Source organism: Pseudomonas sp. FBCC-B545, from assembly GCF_059134095.1.
The window spans coordinates 665,433-680,210 of sequence record NZ_CP101441.1 but is presented as its reverse complement, the minus strand read 5'-3'; the positions used below and the strand labels follow the sequence as shown (position 1 = coordinate 680,210).

Here is a 14,778-nt window from a genome sequence, read left to right as displayed (position 1 = left end):
GATATTTCACGAACACCACACAACCAATGTGGGAGGGGGCTTGCTCCCGATAGCGGTGGATCAGTCCATGAATCTGTTGACTGACACTCTGCTATCGGGGGCAAGCCCCCTCCCACATTGGTTTTGTGTGGTGTCAGCTATGGCGATAGAAGCGGTCCAGCAACGCCGGCAACCCTGCCCGCCACGCCCTGGGCTTGATGCCGAAGGTGTGGAGGATCTTCTTGCACGCCAACACCGCGTGCTGCGGTTCTTCTGCGGCATCCGGCCGCGCCGCGTGGGCCTGGGCGGTGGGGGATTCAATGGCCAGCGCGTGGAAGTTGCGCGCCTCGGTCAGGATCGCCTGGCCCAGGGCCAATGGCGTGGTCGCTTCATGCCCGGCATAGTGGTAGGTGCCCCACAACGGCGCCGCGCAATCGAGTTGCTTGAGCACCGAGATGATCACCCGTGCGGCATCGTCCACCGGCGTCGGGTTGCCGCGACGGTCGTCCGCCATCAGTAACTCATCGGGTTTCTCGGCCCGGGCCAGGAAACGCCCGAGAGTGCCGTCAACGCTGTCATCCAGCAACCAGCCAAAGCGCAACAGCACATGCTGTGGGCAAGTGGCGCGCACGCTTTGTTCGATACGCCACAACGCCTGGCCGCGCAGGCCCAGGGGCACCGGCTCGTCTTTTTCGCTGTAGGCGGTGGCGCGAGAGCCATCGAACACACGATAGCTGGACGGTTGCAGCAGGGTGATGCTGTGGTGCTGACACAGTTCGGCCAGGCGCTCGATGGCGAATTCCTGGCCGGCCAGGCGGGTTTCGCTTACGGCTTCGGCCTGGAACCAGTCGAAATAGTAGGCGAGGTTGATCAACGCATCGGGACGGGTGTCGTCGAGCAATTGGGTGAGGCTTGCGGCATCCCAGCCGTCTTGGGGCGGTTTGGGTGCGAGGAAACCGATGTCTTCCTCTGCACCGAGGCGAATCAGCGCCTGCCCGAGGGCATTCCCGCCGCCCAGTAACATAAGGCGCATTCGCATAGATTGAGCAGGCCCGGTCTGTTTGGAACGATGGTTGTTGTCGGCAGGCGCGTGAGCCTTGCCGTAGGTTTATTCCAGAATCGTTGCATTTTGCGGGTTTGTAGCGCAACCGTCACGGATAAAGTGCGGGGTTGCAACTTGGCCCCGCCGGTTGCATATAGGGTGAATGAACCTTCCCGAATCAACGGACAAGGGTTTGCACGGCTTTCACCCCGCCGTCAGCACTTGGTTCCGTAGTACCTTTCCTTCGGTGACCAACGCCCAGGCCCAGGCGTGGCCGTTGATCCGCCAGCGCCGCTCGACACTGGTCGCCGCGCCCACCGGTTCCGGCAAAACGCTGACGGCCTTCCTGGCGGTGCTGGACGACCTGGTGCACCAAGGCCTGGCCAACGGCGGCGAACTGCCGGACCAAACCCTGGTGGTGTATGTGTCGCCGCTCAAGGCGCTATCCAACGATATCCAGATCAACCTGCAAAACCCGCTGGCCGGCATTACCGAACATCTGGAGAAGCTGGGGCTGCCGCCGCTGGTAATCCGCACCGCTGTGCGCACCGGCGACACCCCGCAAAAAGACCGCGCCCAGATGCGCAAACGCGCACCGCATATCCTGGTAACCACTCCGGAATCGCTCTACGTGTTGCTCGGCTCGGATTCCGGCCGGCACATGCTCGCCAGCACACGTACGGTGATCGTCGATGAGATCCACGCCATCGCCGCCGGTAAGCGCGGCAGCCACTTGGCCTTGAGCCTGGAGCGCCTGCAAGGGCTGTGTGCCGAGCCATTGACCCGGATCGGCTTGTCGGCCACGCAAAAACCCATCGAAGCCGTCGCACGCTTTTTAGTCGGCACCGAACGTGATTGCGCCATCGTCGATATCGGCCACGCCCGTCCCCGCGACCTGGCGATCGAAGTACCGCCGGTGCCCCTCTCGGCGGTGATGGCCAACGATGTGTGGGCGCTGGTCTACGATCGCCTCGCGCAATTGGCCCGCGAACACCGCACCACCCTGGTATTCGTCAACACTCGGCGCCTGGCCGAACGCCTGGCCCGGCATTTGAGCGAGCGCCTGGGCAAGACCGCCGTGGCCGCTCACCATGGCAGCCTGGCCAAGGAGATGCGCCTGGACGCCGAACAGCGCCTCAAGGCCGGCGAACTGCAAGTGTTGATCGCCACGGCGTCCCTGGAGCTGGGGATTGATATCGGCGAGGTAGACCTGGTCTGCCAGATCGGCTCGCCGGGTTCGATCAACGGCTTTCTGCAACGGGTCGGCCGTTCCGGGCACCAGGTCGGCGGCACGCCCAAGGGGCGCCTGTTTGCCACCACTCGCGACGACCTGATTGAGTGCGCCGCGCTGCTCGACTGCGTGCGCCGTGGCGAGCTGGATACCTTGCATATTCCGGTGGCGCCGCTCGATGTACTGGCCCAGCAGATCATCGCCGAGGTCAGCGCCCAGGAATGGCCGGAACAGGCGCTGCTGGCGCTTATCCACCGCGCCGCGCCCTACGCCGAACTGGATGAACGCCACTACCAGGCCCTTTTGCAGATGCTCAGCGAGGGCTACAACGGCCGCCAGGGCATGCGCAGCGCCTACCTGCACCGCGACGCCGTGACCCACACCCTGCGCGGGCGCCGTGGCGCCAGGCTCACGGCGGTAACCAGCGGCGGCACGATCCCCGACAATGCCGACTACAGCGTGTTGCTGGAGCCGCAAAGCCTGAATATCGGCAGCGTCAACGAAGACTTTGCGGTGGAAAGCATCGCCGGGGATATCTTCCAGCTCGGCAATACCTCCTATCGAATCCTGCGGGTCGAAGCCGGCAAGGTGCGGGTCGAGGATGCCCAGGGCCAACCTCCGACCATTCCGTTCTGGCTGGGTGAAGCCCCTGGACGCAGCAACGAGTTATCGGTGGCCGTGGCCCGCTTGCAAGGGCAGTTGGACAGCTTGCTCGGCGCCACGCCCGGCGACCTGCAACCGGCCCTCGACTGGCTTACCGGCACCCTGGGCCTCAATGCCGCCAGCGCCGACCAACTGTTGGACTACCTCGCTCGGTCGCGCCAGGCCCTGAGCGCCCTGCCGTCCCAAGACACATTGATCATGGAACGGTTCTTCGATGCATCCGGCGGCACCCAACTGATCATCCACACGCCGTTTGGCAGCCGCATCAACCGCGCCTGGGGCCTGGCCTTGCGCAAGCGCTTTTGCCGTACCTTCAATTTCGAGCTGCAAGCGGCGGCCAGTGAAAATGCCATCGTGCTGTCGTTGTCCACCAGTCACAGCTTCGCGCTGGATGAGGTGTGGCGTTATCTCAACAGCAACAGTGCCGAGCACATCCTGATCCAGGCCGTGCTGGATGCGCCACTGTTCGGCGTGCGCTGGCGCTGGAATGCCGGCGTGGCCCTGGCGCTGCCGCGTTATACCGGCGGGCGCAAGGTGGCGCCGCAAATCCAGCGGATGAAGAGCGAAGACCTGATCGCCAGCGTGTTTCCCGACCAGATCGCCTGCCTGGAAAACCTTGCCGGCGAACGCGAAATTCCCAACCACCCGTTGGTAGAGCAAACCCTCGACGACTGCCTGCACGAAGCCATGGACAGCGACGCCTGGCTGGCGCTGCTGCGGCGCATGGAGCGCGGCGACGTGCGGTTGATCAGCCGCGACCTGCCCGCGCCCTCGCCCATGGCCGCAGAAATCCTCAGTGCCAAACCCTATACCTTCCTCGACGACGCGCCCCTGGAGGAGCGCCGCACCCAGGCCGTGCTCAACCGCCGCTGGAGCGACCCGCAGAGTACTGACGACCTGGGCGCCTTGGATGCCGACGCCATCGCCGGTGTACGCGATGAAGCCTGGCCGGCGCCCAATGGCCTAGATGAAATGCATGAGGCGCTGATGAGCCTGGCCTGCATCGCAGCGAGCGAAGTTACGCCGCAATGGGCCCAATGGTTGCAGGCATTGCGCAAGGCCGGGCGGGCCTATCAGTTGTCTAACGGAATGTGGGTCGCCGTGGAGCGCTTGAGTTGTTTGCAGGCGCTGTATCCCAACGATCTGCCGTTGCTGCCGGGGTTCGATGAGCCCTGGTCCTTCGATGAAGCGCTGGTGGAAGTGCTGCGTGCGCGCCTGAGTGGTTTTGGCCCGCTGACCCTGGCCGAGATCGCAGCGCCCCTGGCCTTACCGGTGGTGTCGATTACCCAGGCCCTGGCACGCCTGGAACAGGAAGGCTACGTGCTGCGCGGCCACTTCAGCCCCGGCGTGGGTGAAGAACAATGGTGCGAACGTCATTTGCTGGCGCGCATTCATCGCTACACGGTCAAGCGCCTGCGCCGGGAAATCGAGCCGGTGGCGTTGCAGGATTTCATGCGCTTTCTGTTCGATTGGCAGCACCTGTCCGACAGCACCCGCGGCCAGGGCAGCGCGGTGTTGCCGCAGATTGTCGGCCAGTTCGAAGGCTATGCCGCCGCCACGTCGGCCTGGGACACAGACTTGCTCAGCGCCCGCATCAAGGATTACTCATCGACCTGGCTCGATGACCTGTGCCGCAGCGGCAAGCTGGTCTGGACGCGCCTGAGCAACAAGGCCGGCGCCATGGCGTTGCGCAGCACCCCGGTGGTTTTGCTCCCCCGTAGCCAGGTAGCGTTGTGGAGCGGGCTGCCCGAGCCTACCGACAGCACCACCTTGTCGCCCAAGGCGCAGAAGGTCCACCTGGCCCTGCGCGAGCATGGCGCGCTGTTTTTCGATGAACTGGTGCACGAGGCCCATTTGCTGCGCAGCGAGCTGGAGACAGCCTTGCAGGAACTGGTAGGCGCCGGCCTGGTGAATGCTGACAGCTTCGCCGGCCTGCGCGCCTTGACCACCCCCGCCAGCAAACGCCAGGCGCGCAGCAGTCGACGTGGGCGCGGGGCGTTTGTCGGCGGTATGGACGATGCCGGGCGTTGGGCTTTGGTTCGCCGCTCGGCGACCGCCGCCGGCGCGCATTCGGCCGAGACCCTGGAACATGTGGCAATGACCCTGCTGCGCCGTTATGGCGTGGTGTTCTGGCGGCTGCTGGAGCGTGAGGCGGACTGGTTGCCAAGTTGGCGTGAGCTGCTGCGCACTTTCCATCGGTTGGAGGCGCGGGGCGAAATTCGTGGCGGGCGGTTTGTCAGTGGGTTGGCGGGGGAACAGTTTGCATTGCCGGAGGCGATACCGTTGCTGCGCGAGGTGAGGCGGCGGCCCCATGATGGGAGTTTGATTGCGGTGTGTGGGGCCGATCCGTTGAATCTTGTCGGCACGCTGCTGCCGGGAGCCAAGGTGCCAGCGGTAAGCGGTAATCGGGTCGTTTATCGTGATGGGGTGCCGGCGGCGGTGATGGTCGCCGGCAAGCAGCAGGTGTTGCTGGAGGTGGAGCAGCAGGCGGTGCAGGAGAAGTTGATCAGGCGCTGACCTTCAGGGCCTCATCGGGGGCAAGCCCCCTCCCACACTTGAAATGTGTTCACAAATCTAAATGTGGGAGGGGGCTTGCTCCCGATGGGGCCAGAACAGCCACCCTCATCATTGAGACCTGGGCTGCTCGGTCAGCACCAGCGCGTCCGGCTCTTCCACCTGCGCCACACGCTTAGGCAACAACACCTGCTGTGGATAAGTCTGCGCAAAGTGCACCTCATCACAGTTATCCACCAGTTTTTTCAACCGCTGGTTAAACGCCCGACTGACCGCATATTGCCCACCCGACACCGTACGGAACTGTGCAGTAAGCACCACGCCATTGAGGTCCATCTTGTCCACGCCAAATACTTCCAGCGGCCCTTGCAGGTTGTACTTGAGGAACACGTCGTCGCGAATCGACTGGCCCGCTTCGCGGATCAGCTCAACGGCCTTGTCCACGTCGGTGTCGTAGGTGAATTGCACCGAGAAGAAGGCATAGGCGAACTGCCGTGACTGGTTGGTAACCGCCTTGATCTGGCCGAACGGCACCGAATGCACAAAACCCTTGCCGTCGCGCAGGCGCAGGGTGCGGATGGTCAGGCCTTCGACGGTGCCGGCGTGGCCGGAGTCGAGCACTACCCAGTCGCCGATGGACAGGGTGTCTTCGATGATGATGAACAGGCCGGTAATCACGTCCTGCACCAACTGCTGGGAGCCGAAACCGATGGCCAGGCCCACCACCCCGGCACCCGCCAGCAACGGCGCGACGTTGATGCCCAGGTTAGCCATGGTGGTGATCGCGCAAATCACCACCAGGATAATCTTCACCGCATTGCGCAGCAGCGGCAGGATGGTTTTCACCCGGGTGCTGGGCTGGCGGCTGGAGCGTTTATTCACCGGCGGCTTGAGGGCTTCCTGGATCGCCGTATCGAGTACCACCCAGAACAGCCAGGTCACCAACAGGATCAGGCCGATGCTGCTGAGGGAATCACTGATGGCCCGGCCCACTGAGTTGCGCTGGGCGAATTCGAATAGCGATACGCCCCAGATACGCCCGAGGATTTCGATAAAGGCAATGGCCATGACGATACGCAGGATCGCGTGCAGCAAACTGAGGAAGCGTTCCTTGTAGGCGCTGCTGCGTTGGATCGACACTTGGCTGCGGGACTTGAACAGGTGTTGCAGCACGGTGCTGAGAAACACTGTGCCGATCAGCAGCAGCGTGGTGAGCAGTGCGCAACGCAGGGCCTTTTGGTTGTCGTCGCCGGCGCCAATCAGGTTGACCGCCGACACCAGCACCATCAACAGGATCGGCCAGTACCAAAGCCCGGAAAACACCCGCAGCGATTGCTGCAAGGCCGGATGTTTGAGGCGTTGGGCCAACGGCCGGTTACGGATCAAATGGGCCACCGGACGGCGCAGGCGCACCACCAGCACACCAAAAATTACTGCGGCAAACAGGCCGGTAAATACCGCAATACTGCTGGTGATATTGCCGCCCAGTTGACGAGCGATCTGCGGGCTGGTCAACGCGTCGCTGAGGGCGGCAAGGAAGCCGATCAGGAACAGCGGCTTGGGGCAGTAGTCACGAATAATCTGCACGGCGGGCCGTTTGTGCCCGACGTTAAACATCACAATGACGCACAGCAGCATCGAGGTCGAAAAGATGCCGCTGCTGGTGGCATAGGCAAAACACAGCGCCAGCGCACGGCCCACCGAAGCGGCCAAGAAGTGGCTCACATAGAGGGTCAGCGGCAGGCAGATCAACGCTGGAATCGTGTAGGGCACTATGTAGCCGAGCAAGCCTTGCAAGCGCTGGCGCCTTGCGACGAACGAGCGGCGGCTGGAGCGCTGCACGACCCAGTGCCCCAGTAACGTCAGCACGGCAAAGGCACCGATCCACACTCCGGACAACAGCAGAAAATCGCCGGCCACACTCCACGGCGAGCGCGCGGCGGTCTGGTCGACCAGGCGCCCCACTTCATCCGCCGCCCGGTCGGCACGCAGGCGCCAGGCGTCGACGAGGTTCTGGTTGAGGTCGAGCTTGTCCTGCACGTCATCAATACTGGAACTGATGGCCCCGAGCAGCCCGCCCTCCACCAACAGCTCAGGCTTGGCCGGCGTTTCGGCGGCAGGCGCAGTGGCCGCGGCTTGCAGTGCACCGTTGCCGCACAGCAACAGCGCGGCGAGCAGTAATGCAGTCTTTAGATTCAGCAAAACAACGGGCTCCTTCAGCAGGGTCTGTAAGGAACTGACGGGTTTGGTCTTGGATCGTTCCCTGCGCTTTTTGGGCATGTGATTTAAAACGGTGGGAGGGACTTGCCCCCTGCCACATTTGGTACCCCGTACCGTCTGTAGGAATGTGGAAACTTTCAGGCAAATATCGCAGTCATCCCATAACGGAGGTCAATCCACCCATCATTTACGGGAGCAAGCATGGCGGCGATTCATATCGGCATTTCCGGCTGGCGCTACACGCCCTGGCGCGGGGACTTCTACCCCGAGGGGCTGACCCAGAAACGCGAGCTGCAGTTTGCGTCACGTGCCGTCAACAGCATCGAAATCAACGGCTCGTTCTACGCGCTGCAAACCCCCAAGCGCTATGCCGAATGGTATGCCGATACGCCTGAGGGCTTCGTGTTCAGTGTCAAGGCGCCGCGCTATATCACCCATATCCTGCGCCTGCGGGAGGTGCACAAGCCGATGGCGAATTTCTTTGCCTCCGGGGTATTGGAGCTGAAGGAAAAACTCGGCCCTATCCTTTGGCAGTTCCCGCCCAGCTTCAAGTTCGACGCCGCGCTGTTCGAAACCTTCCTAGCCGAACTCCCCACCGACACCTATCAGGCCGCCGCCCTCGCCCGCCAACATGAGTCGCGCCTGAACGGCAAGGCCAGCATGAAAGCCTATGCCAAGAAGCCGTTGCGCCACGCGGTGGAGATTCGCCACAAGAGTTTTGCGGTGCCGGAATTTGTGCAGATGCTGGACAAGCACGGCGTCGCTCTGGTGGTTGCGGACACCGCCGGCAAGTGGCCGTATATCGAAGACGTCACCGCCAACTTCATGTACTTGCGCTTGCACGGCGACAAGCAGTTGTATGCCAGCGGCTATAGCGCCGAAGCGCTCAAGCGCTGGGGCGATCGCATCGAGCACTGGGCCCACGGCAAGCAACCTGCGGACGCGCGCCTCGTCGCTCCCCAGCATAAGCCTCGCGCCCGTAAACGGCGCGACGTGTTCTGTTTTTTCGACAACGACATCAAGGTTCGCGCGCCCTTCGATGCACGCCAATTGCTGCAGCGTTTCGAACTGGACAAGCACCTGGCCACCGAGCCCGGCAAGTTGCCGGAACCCGGAGTATTGCCATGACCCAGCCCGAATTGATCCCGATCACACCGACCACCGCCATCACCCGCTTCACCGTGCTGACGGTCAATATTCACAAGGGCTTCACGGCCCTGAATCGGCGCTTCATCTTGCCCGAGCTGCGCGAGGCAGTGCGTAGCGTGGGCGCCGACATGGTGTTCCTGCAGGAAATCCACGGCACCCACGAACGTCATCCCCAGCGCTATAGCGACTGGCCGAAAATGCCGCAGTATGAATTCCTCGCCGACAGCATCTGGCCGCAGTTTGCCTATGGTCGCAATGCGGTCTACCCCCATGGCGACCATGGCAATGCACTGCTGTCGAAATTCCAGATCATCCGCTACGACAACCTCGATATTTCCCAAAGCGGCCACGAAAACCGTGGCCTGCTGCATTGCGTGCTGCGCTTGCCGGGTGGCGAGCGCGAGATACATGCGATCTGCATCCACCTGGGCTTGCGCGAGGTACATCGCCAGCAGCAATTGCGTTTGCTGGAGCAGCGCATCCTCGAGATCCCGGCCGATGCGCCGTTGGTGGTCGCCGGCGATTTCAACGACTGGCGCCAAAAGGCCGACCTGAGCCAAAGCGGCCTCCATGAGGTGTTTGTCCATGCCCATGGCAAGCCGGCGCGCACCTTCCCGGCGCGCCTGCCATTGCTGCCTCTGGATCGAATCTATGTGCGCAACCTGACGATCCATAATCCTCGCGTGCTCACCACGCGGCCCTGGTCTCACCTGTCGGATCATGTGCCCCTGTCGGTGGAGATTGAGCTATGAACGTTGCGGTAGAGCATATCGCCACCGACCAGCCGCCGGACGACAGCAAAGCTCGCGACCTGGATTACGGCTGGCAGAGCGGCAACCGTGTGGAGTTGCTGGAGAATGGCGAGGCGTACTTTCCCGCCGTGTTCGACGCCTTGCGCGGCGCCCAGCGCGAAATCCTGTTGGAGACCTTCATCCTGTTTGAGGACAAGGTTGGCCATGAGCTGCAAGGCATCCTTATCGAAGCGGCGCAGCGCGGGGTGAAAGTAGTGGTGAGCCTCGATGGATTTGGTTGTGGCGAACTGAGCCCGGCCTTTCTTGGCGAATTGGCCGAAGCCGGGGTTGCGGTGCAGATGTTTGACCCAGCCTCCAAGACCCTGGGCATTCGCACCAACTGGTTCCGCCGCCTGCACCGCAAGATTGTGGTAGTCGACGCCAACGTGGCGTTTATCGGCGGGATCAATTTTTCCGCCGACCACTTGGCGGACTTCGGCCCCGAGGCCAAGCAGGATTACTCAGTACAGGTGATCGGCCCTGCGGTGGCTGACCTGCACCACTTTGCCCTGGCCCAAAGTGGTCGCCAGGTGCGCACCCGTCGTGGCTGGCGACGGCGTCAGCAGCGGCCTTCGCCCTGGACCAACGAGCAAGGTGACGGCTTGGTGCGCCTGATTTATCGCGACAATATCCAGCATCGCGACGACATCGAAGAGGCGTATATCCACGCCCTGAGCCAAGCCCGCCAGCGAGTAGTGATTGCCAACGCCTACTTCTTCCCTGGTTATCGCCTGCTGCGCGAGATTCGTAACGCGGCGCGCCGTGGCGTGCATGTGCAATTGATCATGCAGGGCCAGCCCGATGTGCTGCTGGCCAAGCTGGCGGCGCGCATGCTCTACGACTATTTGCTCAAGGATGGCGTGGTGATTCACGAGTATTGCCAACGCCCGTTGCACGGCAAGGTTGCGCTGGTGGACGACGAATGGAGCACCGTGGGCTCCAGCAACCTCGACCCACTGAGCCTCGCGCTGAACCTGGAAGCCAATGTGCTGATTCGTGACCGGGCATTCAATCAGCAGTTGTACGAACGCCTGGAGGCACTTGCCAGGAATCATTGCCAGACCATGCCTGCCAAGCGCAAGCCGCGCCTGTGGCTGTGGCGCCTGACCGTGGGCTTTTTGGTGTTCCATGTGATGCGCCACTTCCCTGCGCTGACCGGCTGGTTACCGGCGCACAAGCCGCGCTTGAAACCTTTTGAGAGTAGGCCCCATGACGCCTGAAACCAGCGGTTCGCGGTTCAAGCGCTGGAAGAAACCGCTCACGATTGCGTTCTTCCTGCTGCTGATCGTGCTGTTCACCCTGCTCGCCCGGCGTATCGACTGGAGCGAAGTGTTCCAGACCCTGGGCGACTTCAAGCTGCGCACGTTGCTAATCGCCGGCACCCTGACCTTATGCAGTTTTATCGTCTATGCCTGTTTCGATCTGATCGGCCGCACCTACATTCGTCAGCCGTTGCGCTGGAAACAGATCCTGCCGGTGGGCATCATCAGTTACGCGTTCAACCTCAACCTCAGCGCCTGGGTAGGCGGCATCGCCATGCGCTATCGGTTGTACTCCCGACTGGGAGTGAGCACCAGCAATATCGCCAAGATCCTCGGCCTGAGCCTGGCCACCAATTGGTTTGGCTATATGGCACTGGCCGGGGTGGTGTTCAGCAGCGGACTGGTCACCATGCCGCCCGGCTGGAAGCTCAGCACTGGCGCTTTGCAAGGTGTCGGCGTGCTGTTGGTAATCGCAAGCCTTGGGTATCTGGCGGCGTGCCGGTTTTCAAAAAAACGCGCATGGTCGATCCGTGGCATCGAGATCAACCTGCCGTCGCTGCGCATGGCCTGCCTGCAACTGGCCCTGGGCGCCTTGAACTGGTCGCTGATGGCAGCGGTGATCTTTACCTTGCTGCCGGCCAAGCTGGATTACCCGCTGGTGTTGGGGGTGCTGCTGATCAGCGCAATTGCTGGAGTGGTCACCCATATACCTGCCGGGCTTGGGGTGTTGGAGGCCGTGTTCATTGGCCTGCTGCAACATGAAGCGTCACGAGGGAGTTTGTTGGCAGGGCTGATCGCATATCGGGCGATTTATTTCATCTGCCCGCTGTTGATTGCGTTGGTGATGTACCTGGGCGTGGAAGCCAAGGCCAAGGCCCTGCGAGTGAAGAAAACACCCGCTTAGCGCGTCAGCGGGATTGAATGATGCTTAACCGCTCGCCCACCACCATCTCGGTAATCCAGTCCACCAGGATCGAGGTGTAGGCCTGTTGCGACACCAGGTCACTCAGGGAATGGTCGGCACCATCGATGATGCGGTGGGTCAGGGAGTGAGTCTGCTGGCAGGCCGCACGATAGCTCATGATGGTGGCGTGGGGCACATGATCGTCGGTTTCCGATTCGACGATCAGCACATCGCCAGTAAATTGTGCGCAGGCATGCAGGGCACGGTTGGTCTCGGCATGCACGAGGGTGCCGCGGTAATCCATCAAGTCGGCTTTATCCAGGTCGCGCTTGGGCTTGAGCCATTCCTGGTCGCGGTACAGTGCGGGCACCCGCAGCGCCAGCCAACGCACTGGGCGTAACGAGGTGAGGATGGCCGCCAGGTAGCCGCCATAGCTGGTGCCAACCACCGCCACCGCCGAGGTGTCGATAGCCGGGTGAGACAGCAGGCGGTCGTAGGCCGCTATCAGGTCGCGCAGGTTGTCTTCACGGGTAACGCGGGATAACGGAATGCCGGTGCCGGCGTGGCCGCGCAAGTCGAAGGTCAGGCATACGCAGCCCAGCCCGGCAATGCCTTTGGCTCGCTCCAGGTCGCGCTCCTGGCTGCCGCCCCAACCGTGCACGAACAACACGCCGGGCACTTTGGATTTTGGACTGAGGAATGTCCCGCTCATCTGTTCGTCGTCTATATCGATGGTGATGCTCTCGCTTTTAGCCGTCATAAGGTTTGACCGTCACGTATTTGAGAAGAAATTCGCTGTTTTCGGCCGGGCCTCGGTATACCTCGATGGCATCCGCCGGCAGCGCTTGATCCACGTAGGTTTCCACCGAGGACACACGAATGGCCTTGAGGCCCGGGTTGTTGATAAAGCTCTGCAGCGCCGCGACCTCCGCGCTGCTTGCCCCACCCATGCGCCAGGATTGTTCGAGTACACCACTGCGGCGCTGCCCATCGCTGTCCAGGCCTTGGGCAATGTCGTAGTTGCGCCGCGAGGCGTAGAAGCCTGGGTAGGCTTCGTCGGCAGCGTTGTCGAACACCCGAGCCTGCTCGATGGCTTCACGCACATCCTCTGGCAAGTCCAGGTTGAGCAGGTCTTCGTAGTAACCGCGCACGACCAAGAGGTTGGAGCCGCCGTAAACCTCTTCGCCCTGCCCGTCCTGGGTCAGGTACTGCTCGCCGCAGTAGCTGAATACGTGAGCGCCGATAAAGCTCTGGCCCACACTGTGGGTGACTACGTCGTGCAGGTCCTGTTCCAGCACCACGCCCTCGCTGAACATCTTGCTCGCTTCTGGACGTGCCAAGACCGCGTCGAATTCATCGAGGCTGTGGATAACTTCCTGGCCACGTCCTGCGCAGGCATGCACGGGCTTGAGGCGAATAGGTCCGCTGTAGAGCAGACGAGTAGCGGCGGGCCTGGCGTTCTCGAGGCTGAACACAGTCAAGCCATCCAACACGACGTCGCGCACTCGCTCGCAGAACAGCGGCGACCAACCTTCAGGCGCTTTTGCCTCAGGGCCCAGCAGGCCATGGCTGATGGCTTTGGTGCAGATAAAATCGTGGTCGACATAACCGCCCCACAAATCTTCGGGCCCTTTGATATTAAGCTGATGCGCTTGAGCGGGACCGACCAGGGTTTGCGTGGGCAAAAGATACAGTTCACGCCCGGTGTGCAAATCGGGATCGTAATTGCCACCGAATTTGAGTCCGAGTATCTGCGCCAGCCAGCGGGCCAAGGCGCGGTTGGTTTCAACTTCATGCTGCGGCGCGCCCTCTCGCGTGGAGTGTGCGACCACCAGTTTCTTGCGATTCGTTGGGGTCATGCGTTCCCCTTGGTTATCCCGCCCTTATGTGTAGCACAAAGGCTGCATGGATCAGGCCAACGCGCGGCTGGCAGGGATAGTCTTTAAATCAATCAGTTGCGGCGAAAGTGATGGCCGTTAGCCTGTCTTATTCTGCACGACCTGCGTTACACCACACGGCGTTCTGCACGATTCAAACACCAAACCGGTTGCGGTAATCGCTGGGGGCCAGGCCGGTAATCTTCTTGAAGATCGCACGAAAGGCGCTGGGATCCTGATAGCCCACGGTCCAGGCGATGTGGTCGATCGTGCCGTTGGTGAACTCCAGCATCTGTCGCGCCTTGCCTACCCGCAGGTGCTGGCAGTATTCGGTGGGTTTCAACCCGGTCGCAGTGCGAAACCGTCGCAGGAACGTGCGCTCCTCAAGGTTCGCCTCCCGTGCCATTGCCGCCACGCCGACATCCACCGCGCCACTGGCTTGCAACCAATGCTGGACCTTGAGGATTGCGCTGTCGCCATGCCTGAGAATCGGCGCAAAGTTGCTGCCGCACTGGCTGGCGCTGTCGCGGTGTTCGATCACCAGAAACCGCGCCGTGTCGGCCGCGATGCTGGGGCCCATCAGCCGGTCGACCAGGCGCAGGCCCAGCTCGGACCAGGCCATCAGCCCAGCGGTGGTGATCAGGTCGCCGTCATCGACAATGGGTTTATCCGCTTCCAGGCGCACCGCCGGGTAACGGGCCGCGAAGGTTTTCGCGGATGACCAGTGGGTGGTGGCGCTGCGCCCGTCCAAAAGCCCGCTGCGCGCCAGCATGATCGAGCCGATGCACACGCCGCCAAGCACCGTACCGGCGGCATGCTGCTGGCGGATCCACTCCAGCAGCGCGGGCGGCGCCTGATCTTCGGTGAATTCACCAATCGACGGGGGCACCAGCACGGCCATCATCGATTGGTCCGGACCTGGGTGGCTGTCAAACCCGCGCGCAGGCGTACCGTGGGCATGCACCTGCCAGTGGCTGACCCGCAACAGGGGCAGTTGCCCGGCTCGATGCTCGGCGGCGATGCGATTAGCCACCCCGAACAGGTCCGTCAGGCCATGCACCGCCGCCAGTTGCGCGCCCTGGTAGATCAACACCCCCAGCTCGACGGTCCCGCGTTCCACGGTCATTGTCAGTTTTCCCCCTGTTA

The 14,778-nt window shown here is 62.3% G+C and carries 10 protein-coding genes; 5 read left to right on the top strand and 5 right to left on the bottom strand.

What is annotated here, in order from left to right:
- Positions 1-133: 133 nt before the first annotated feature.
- Positions 134-1,018, bottom strand: coding sequence for a sugar nucleotide-binding protein (locus NMB39_RS03180; protein WP_046069750.1), 885 nt, complete (start codon positions 1,016-1,018; stop codon positions 134-136).
- Between the two features lie 166 nt (positions 1,019-1,184).
- Between NMB39_RS03180 and NMB39_RS03175 the strand changes: the two genes are divergently transcribed.
- Positions 1,185-5,432: an Lhr family helicase gene (locus tag NMB39_RS03175; RefSeq protein ID WP_367236723.1), complete on the top strand. Its 4,248-nt coding sequence runs from the start codon at positions 1,185-1,187 to the stop codon at positions 5,430-5,432.
- 108 nt (positions 5,433-5,540) lie between these two features.
- On the opposite strand, the gene NMB39_RS03170 is transcribed toward NMB39_RS03175, so the two are convergent.
- A complete protein-coding gene (locus tag NMB39_RS03170) occupies positions 5,541-7,631 on the bottom strand; it encodes a mechanosensitive ion channel family protein (protein ID WP_057025363.1) in 2,091 nt (696 codons plus the stop codon).
- A gap of 219 nt (positions 7,632-7,850) precedes the next feature.
- Here NMB39_RS03170 and NMB39_RS03165 point away from each other — a divergent pair, with 219 nt between their 5' ends.
- From NMB39_RS03165 to NMB39_RS03150, 4 genes are read left to right on the top strand one after another with little or no spacing between them, the layout of a single operon-like run.
- Positions 7,851-8,777: a DUF72 domain-containing protein gene (locus NMB39_RS03165; protein ID WP_367236724.1), complete on the top strand. Its 927-nt coding sequence runs from the start codon at positions 7,851-7,853 to the stop codon at positions 8,775-8,777.
- On the top strand, positions 8,774-9,550 hold the full coding sequence (locus NMB39_RS03160) for an endonuclease/exonuclease/phosphatase family protein (protein WP_057025361.1): 777 nt from the start codon (positions 8,774-8,776) through the stop codon (positions 9,548-9,550). Before NMB39_RS03165 ends, NMB39_RS03160 begins: the two co-directional genes overlap by 4 nt.
- On the top strand, positions 9,547-10,809 hold the full coding sequence (gene clsB, locus NMB39_RS03155; RefSeq protein WP_367236725.1) for a cardiolipin synthase ClsB: 1,263 nt from the start codon (positions 9,547-9,549) through the stop codon (positions 10,807-10,809). Before NMB39_RS03160 ends, clsB begins: the two co-directional genes overlap by 4 nt.
- Positions 10,799-11,755 carry a lysylphosphatidylglycerol synthase domain-containing protein gene (locus tag NMB39_RS03150; protein ID WP_057025359.1) on the top strand — a complete coding sequence of 319 codons (957 nt, stop codon included), beginning with the start codon at positions 10,799-10,801 and terminating at the stop codon, positions 11,753-11,755. Before clsB ends, NMB39_RS03150 begins: the two co-directional genes overlap by 11 nt.
- A gap of 4 nt (positions 11,756-11,759) precedes the next feature.
- On the opposite strand, the gene NMB39_RS03145 is transcribed toward NMB39_RS03150, so the two are convergent.
- The 3 genes from NMB39_RS03145 to NMB39_RS03135 form a co-directional block, all read right to left on the bottom strand.
- On the bottom strand, positions 11,760-12,515 hold the full coding sequence (locus tag NMB39_RS03145) for an alpha/beta hydrolase family protein (RefSeq protein WP_367236726.1): 756 nt from the start codon (positions 12,513-12,515) through the stop codon (positions 11,760-11,762).
- Positions 12,505-13,614 (bottom strand): DUF3182 family protein, encoded by a 1,110-nt coding sequence (locus tag NMB39_RS03140; protein WP_494339637.1) that lies wholly within the window; start codon positions 13,612-13,614, stop codon positions 12,505-12,507. Before NMB39_RS03140 ends, NMB39_RS03145 begins: the two co-directional genes overlap by 11 nt.
- A gap of 172 nt (positions 13,615-13,786) precedes the next feature.
- Complete coding sequence (locus NMB39_RS03135) at positions 13,787-14,758, bottom strand: GlxA family transcriptional regulator (RefSeq protein ID WP_367236727.1); 972 nt, start codon at positions 14,756-14,758, stop codon at positions 13,787-13,789.
- Between the last annotated feature and the right edge of the window lie 20 nt (positions 14,759-14,778).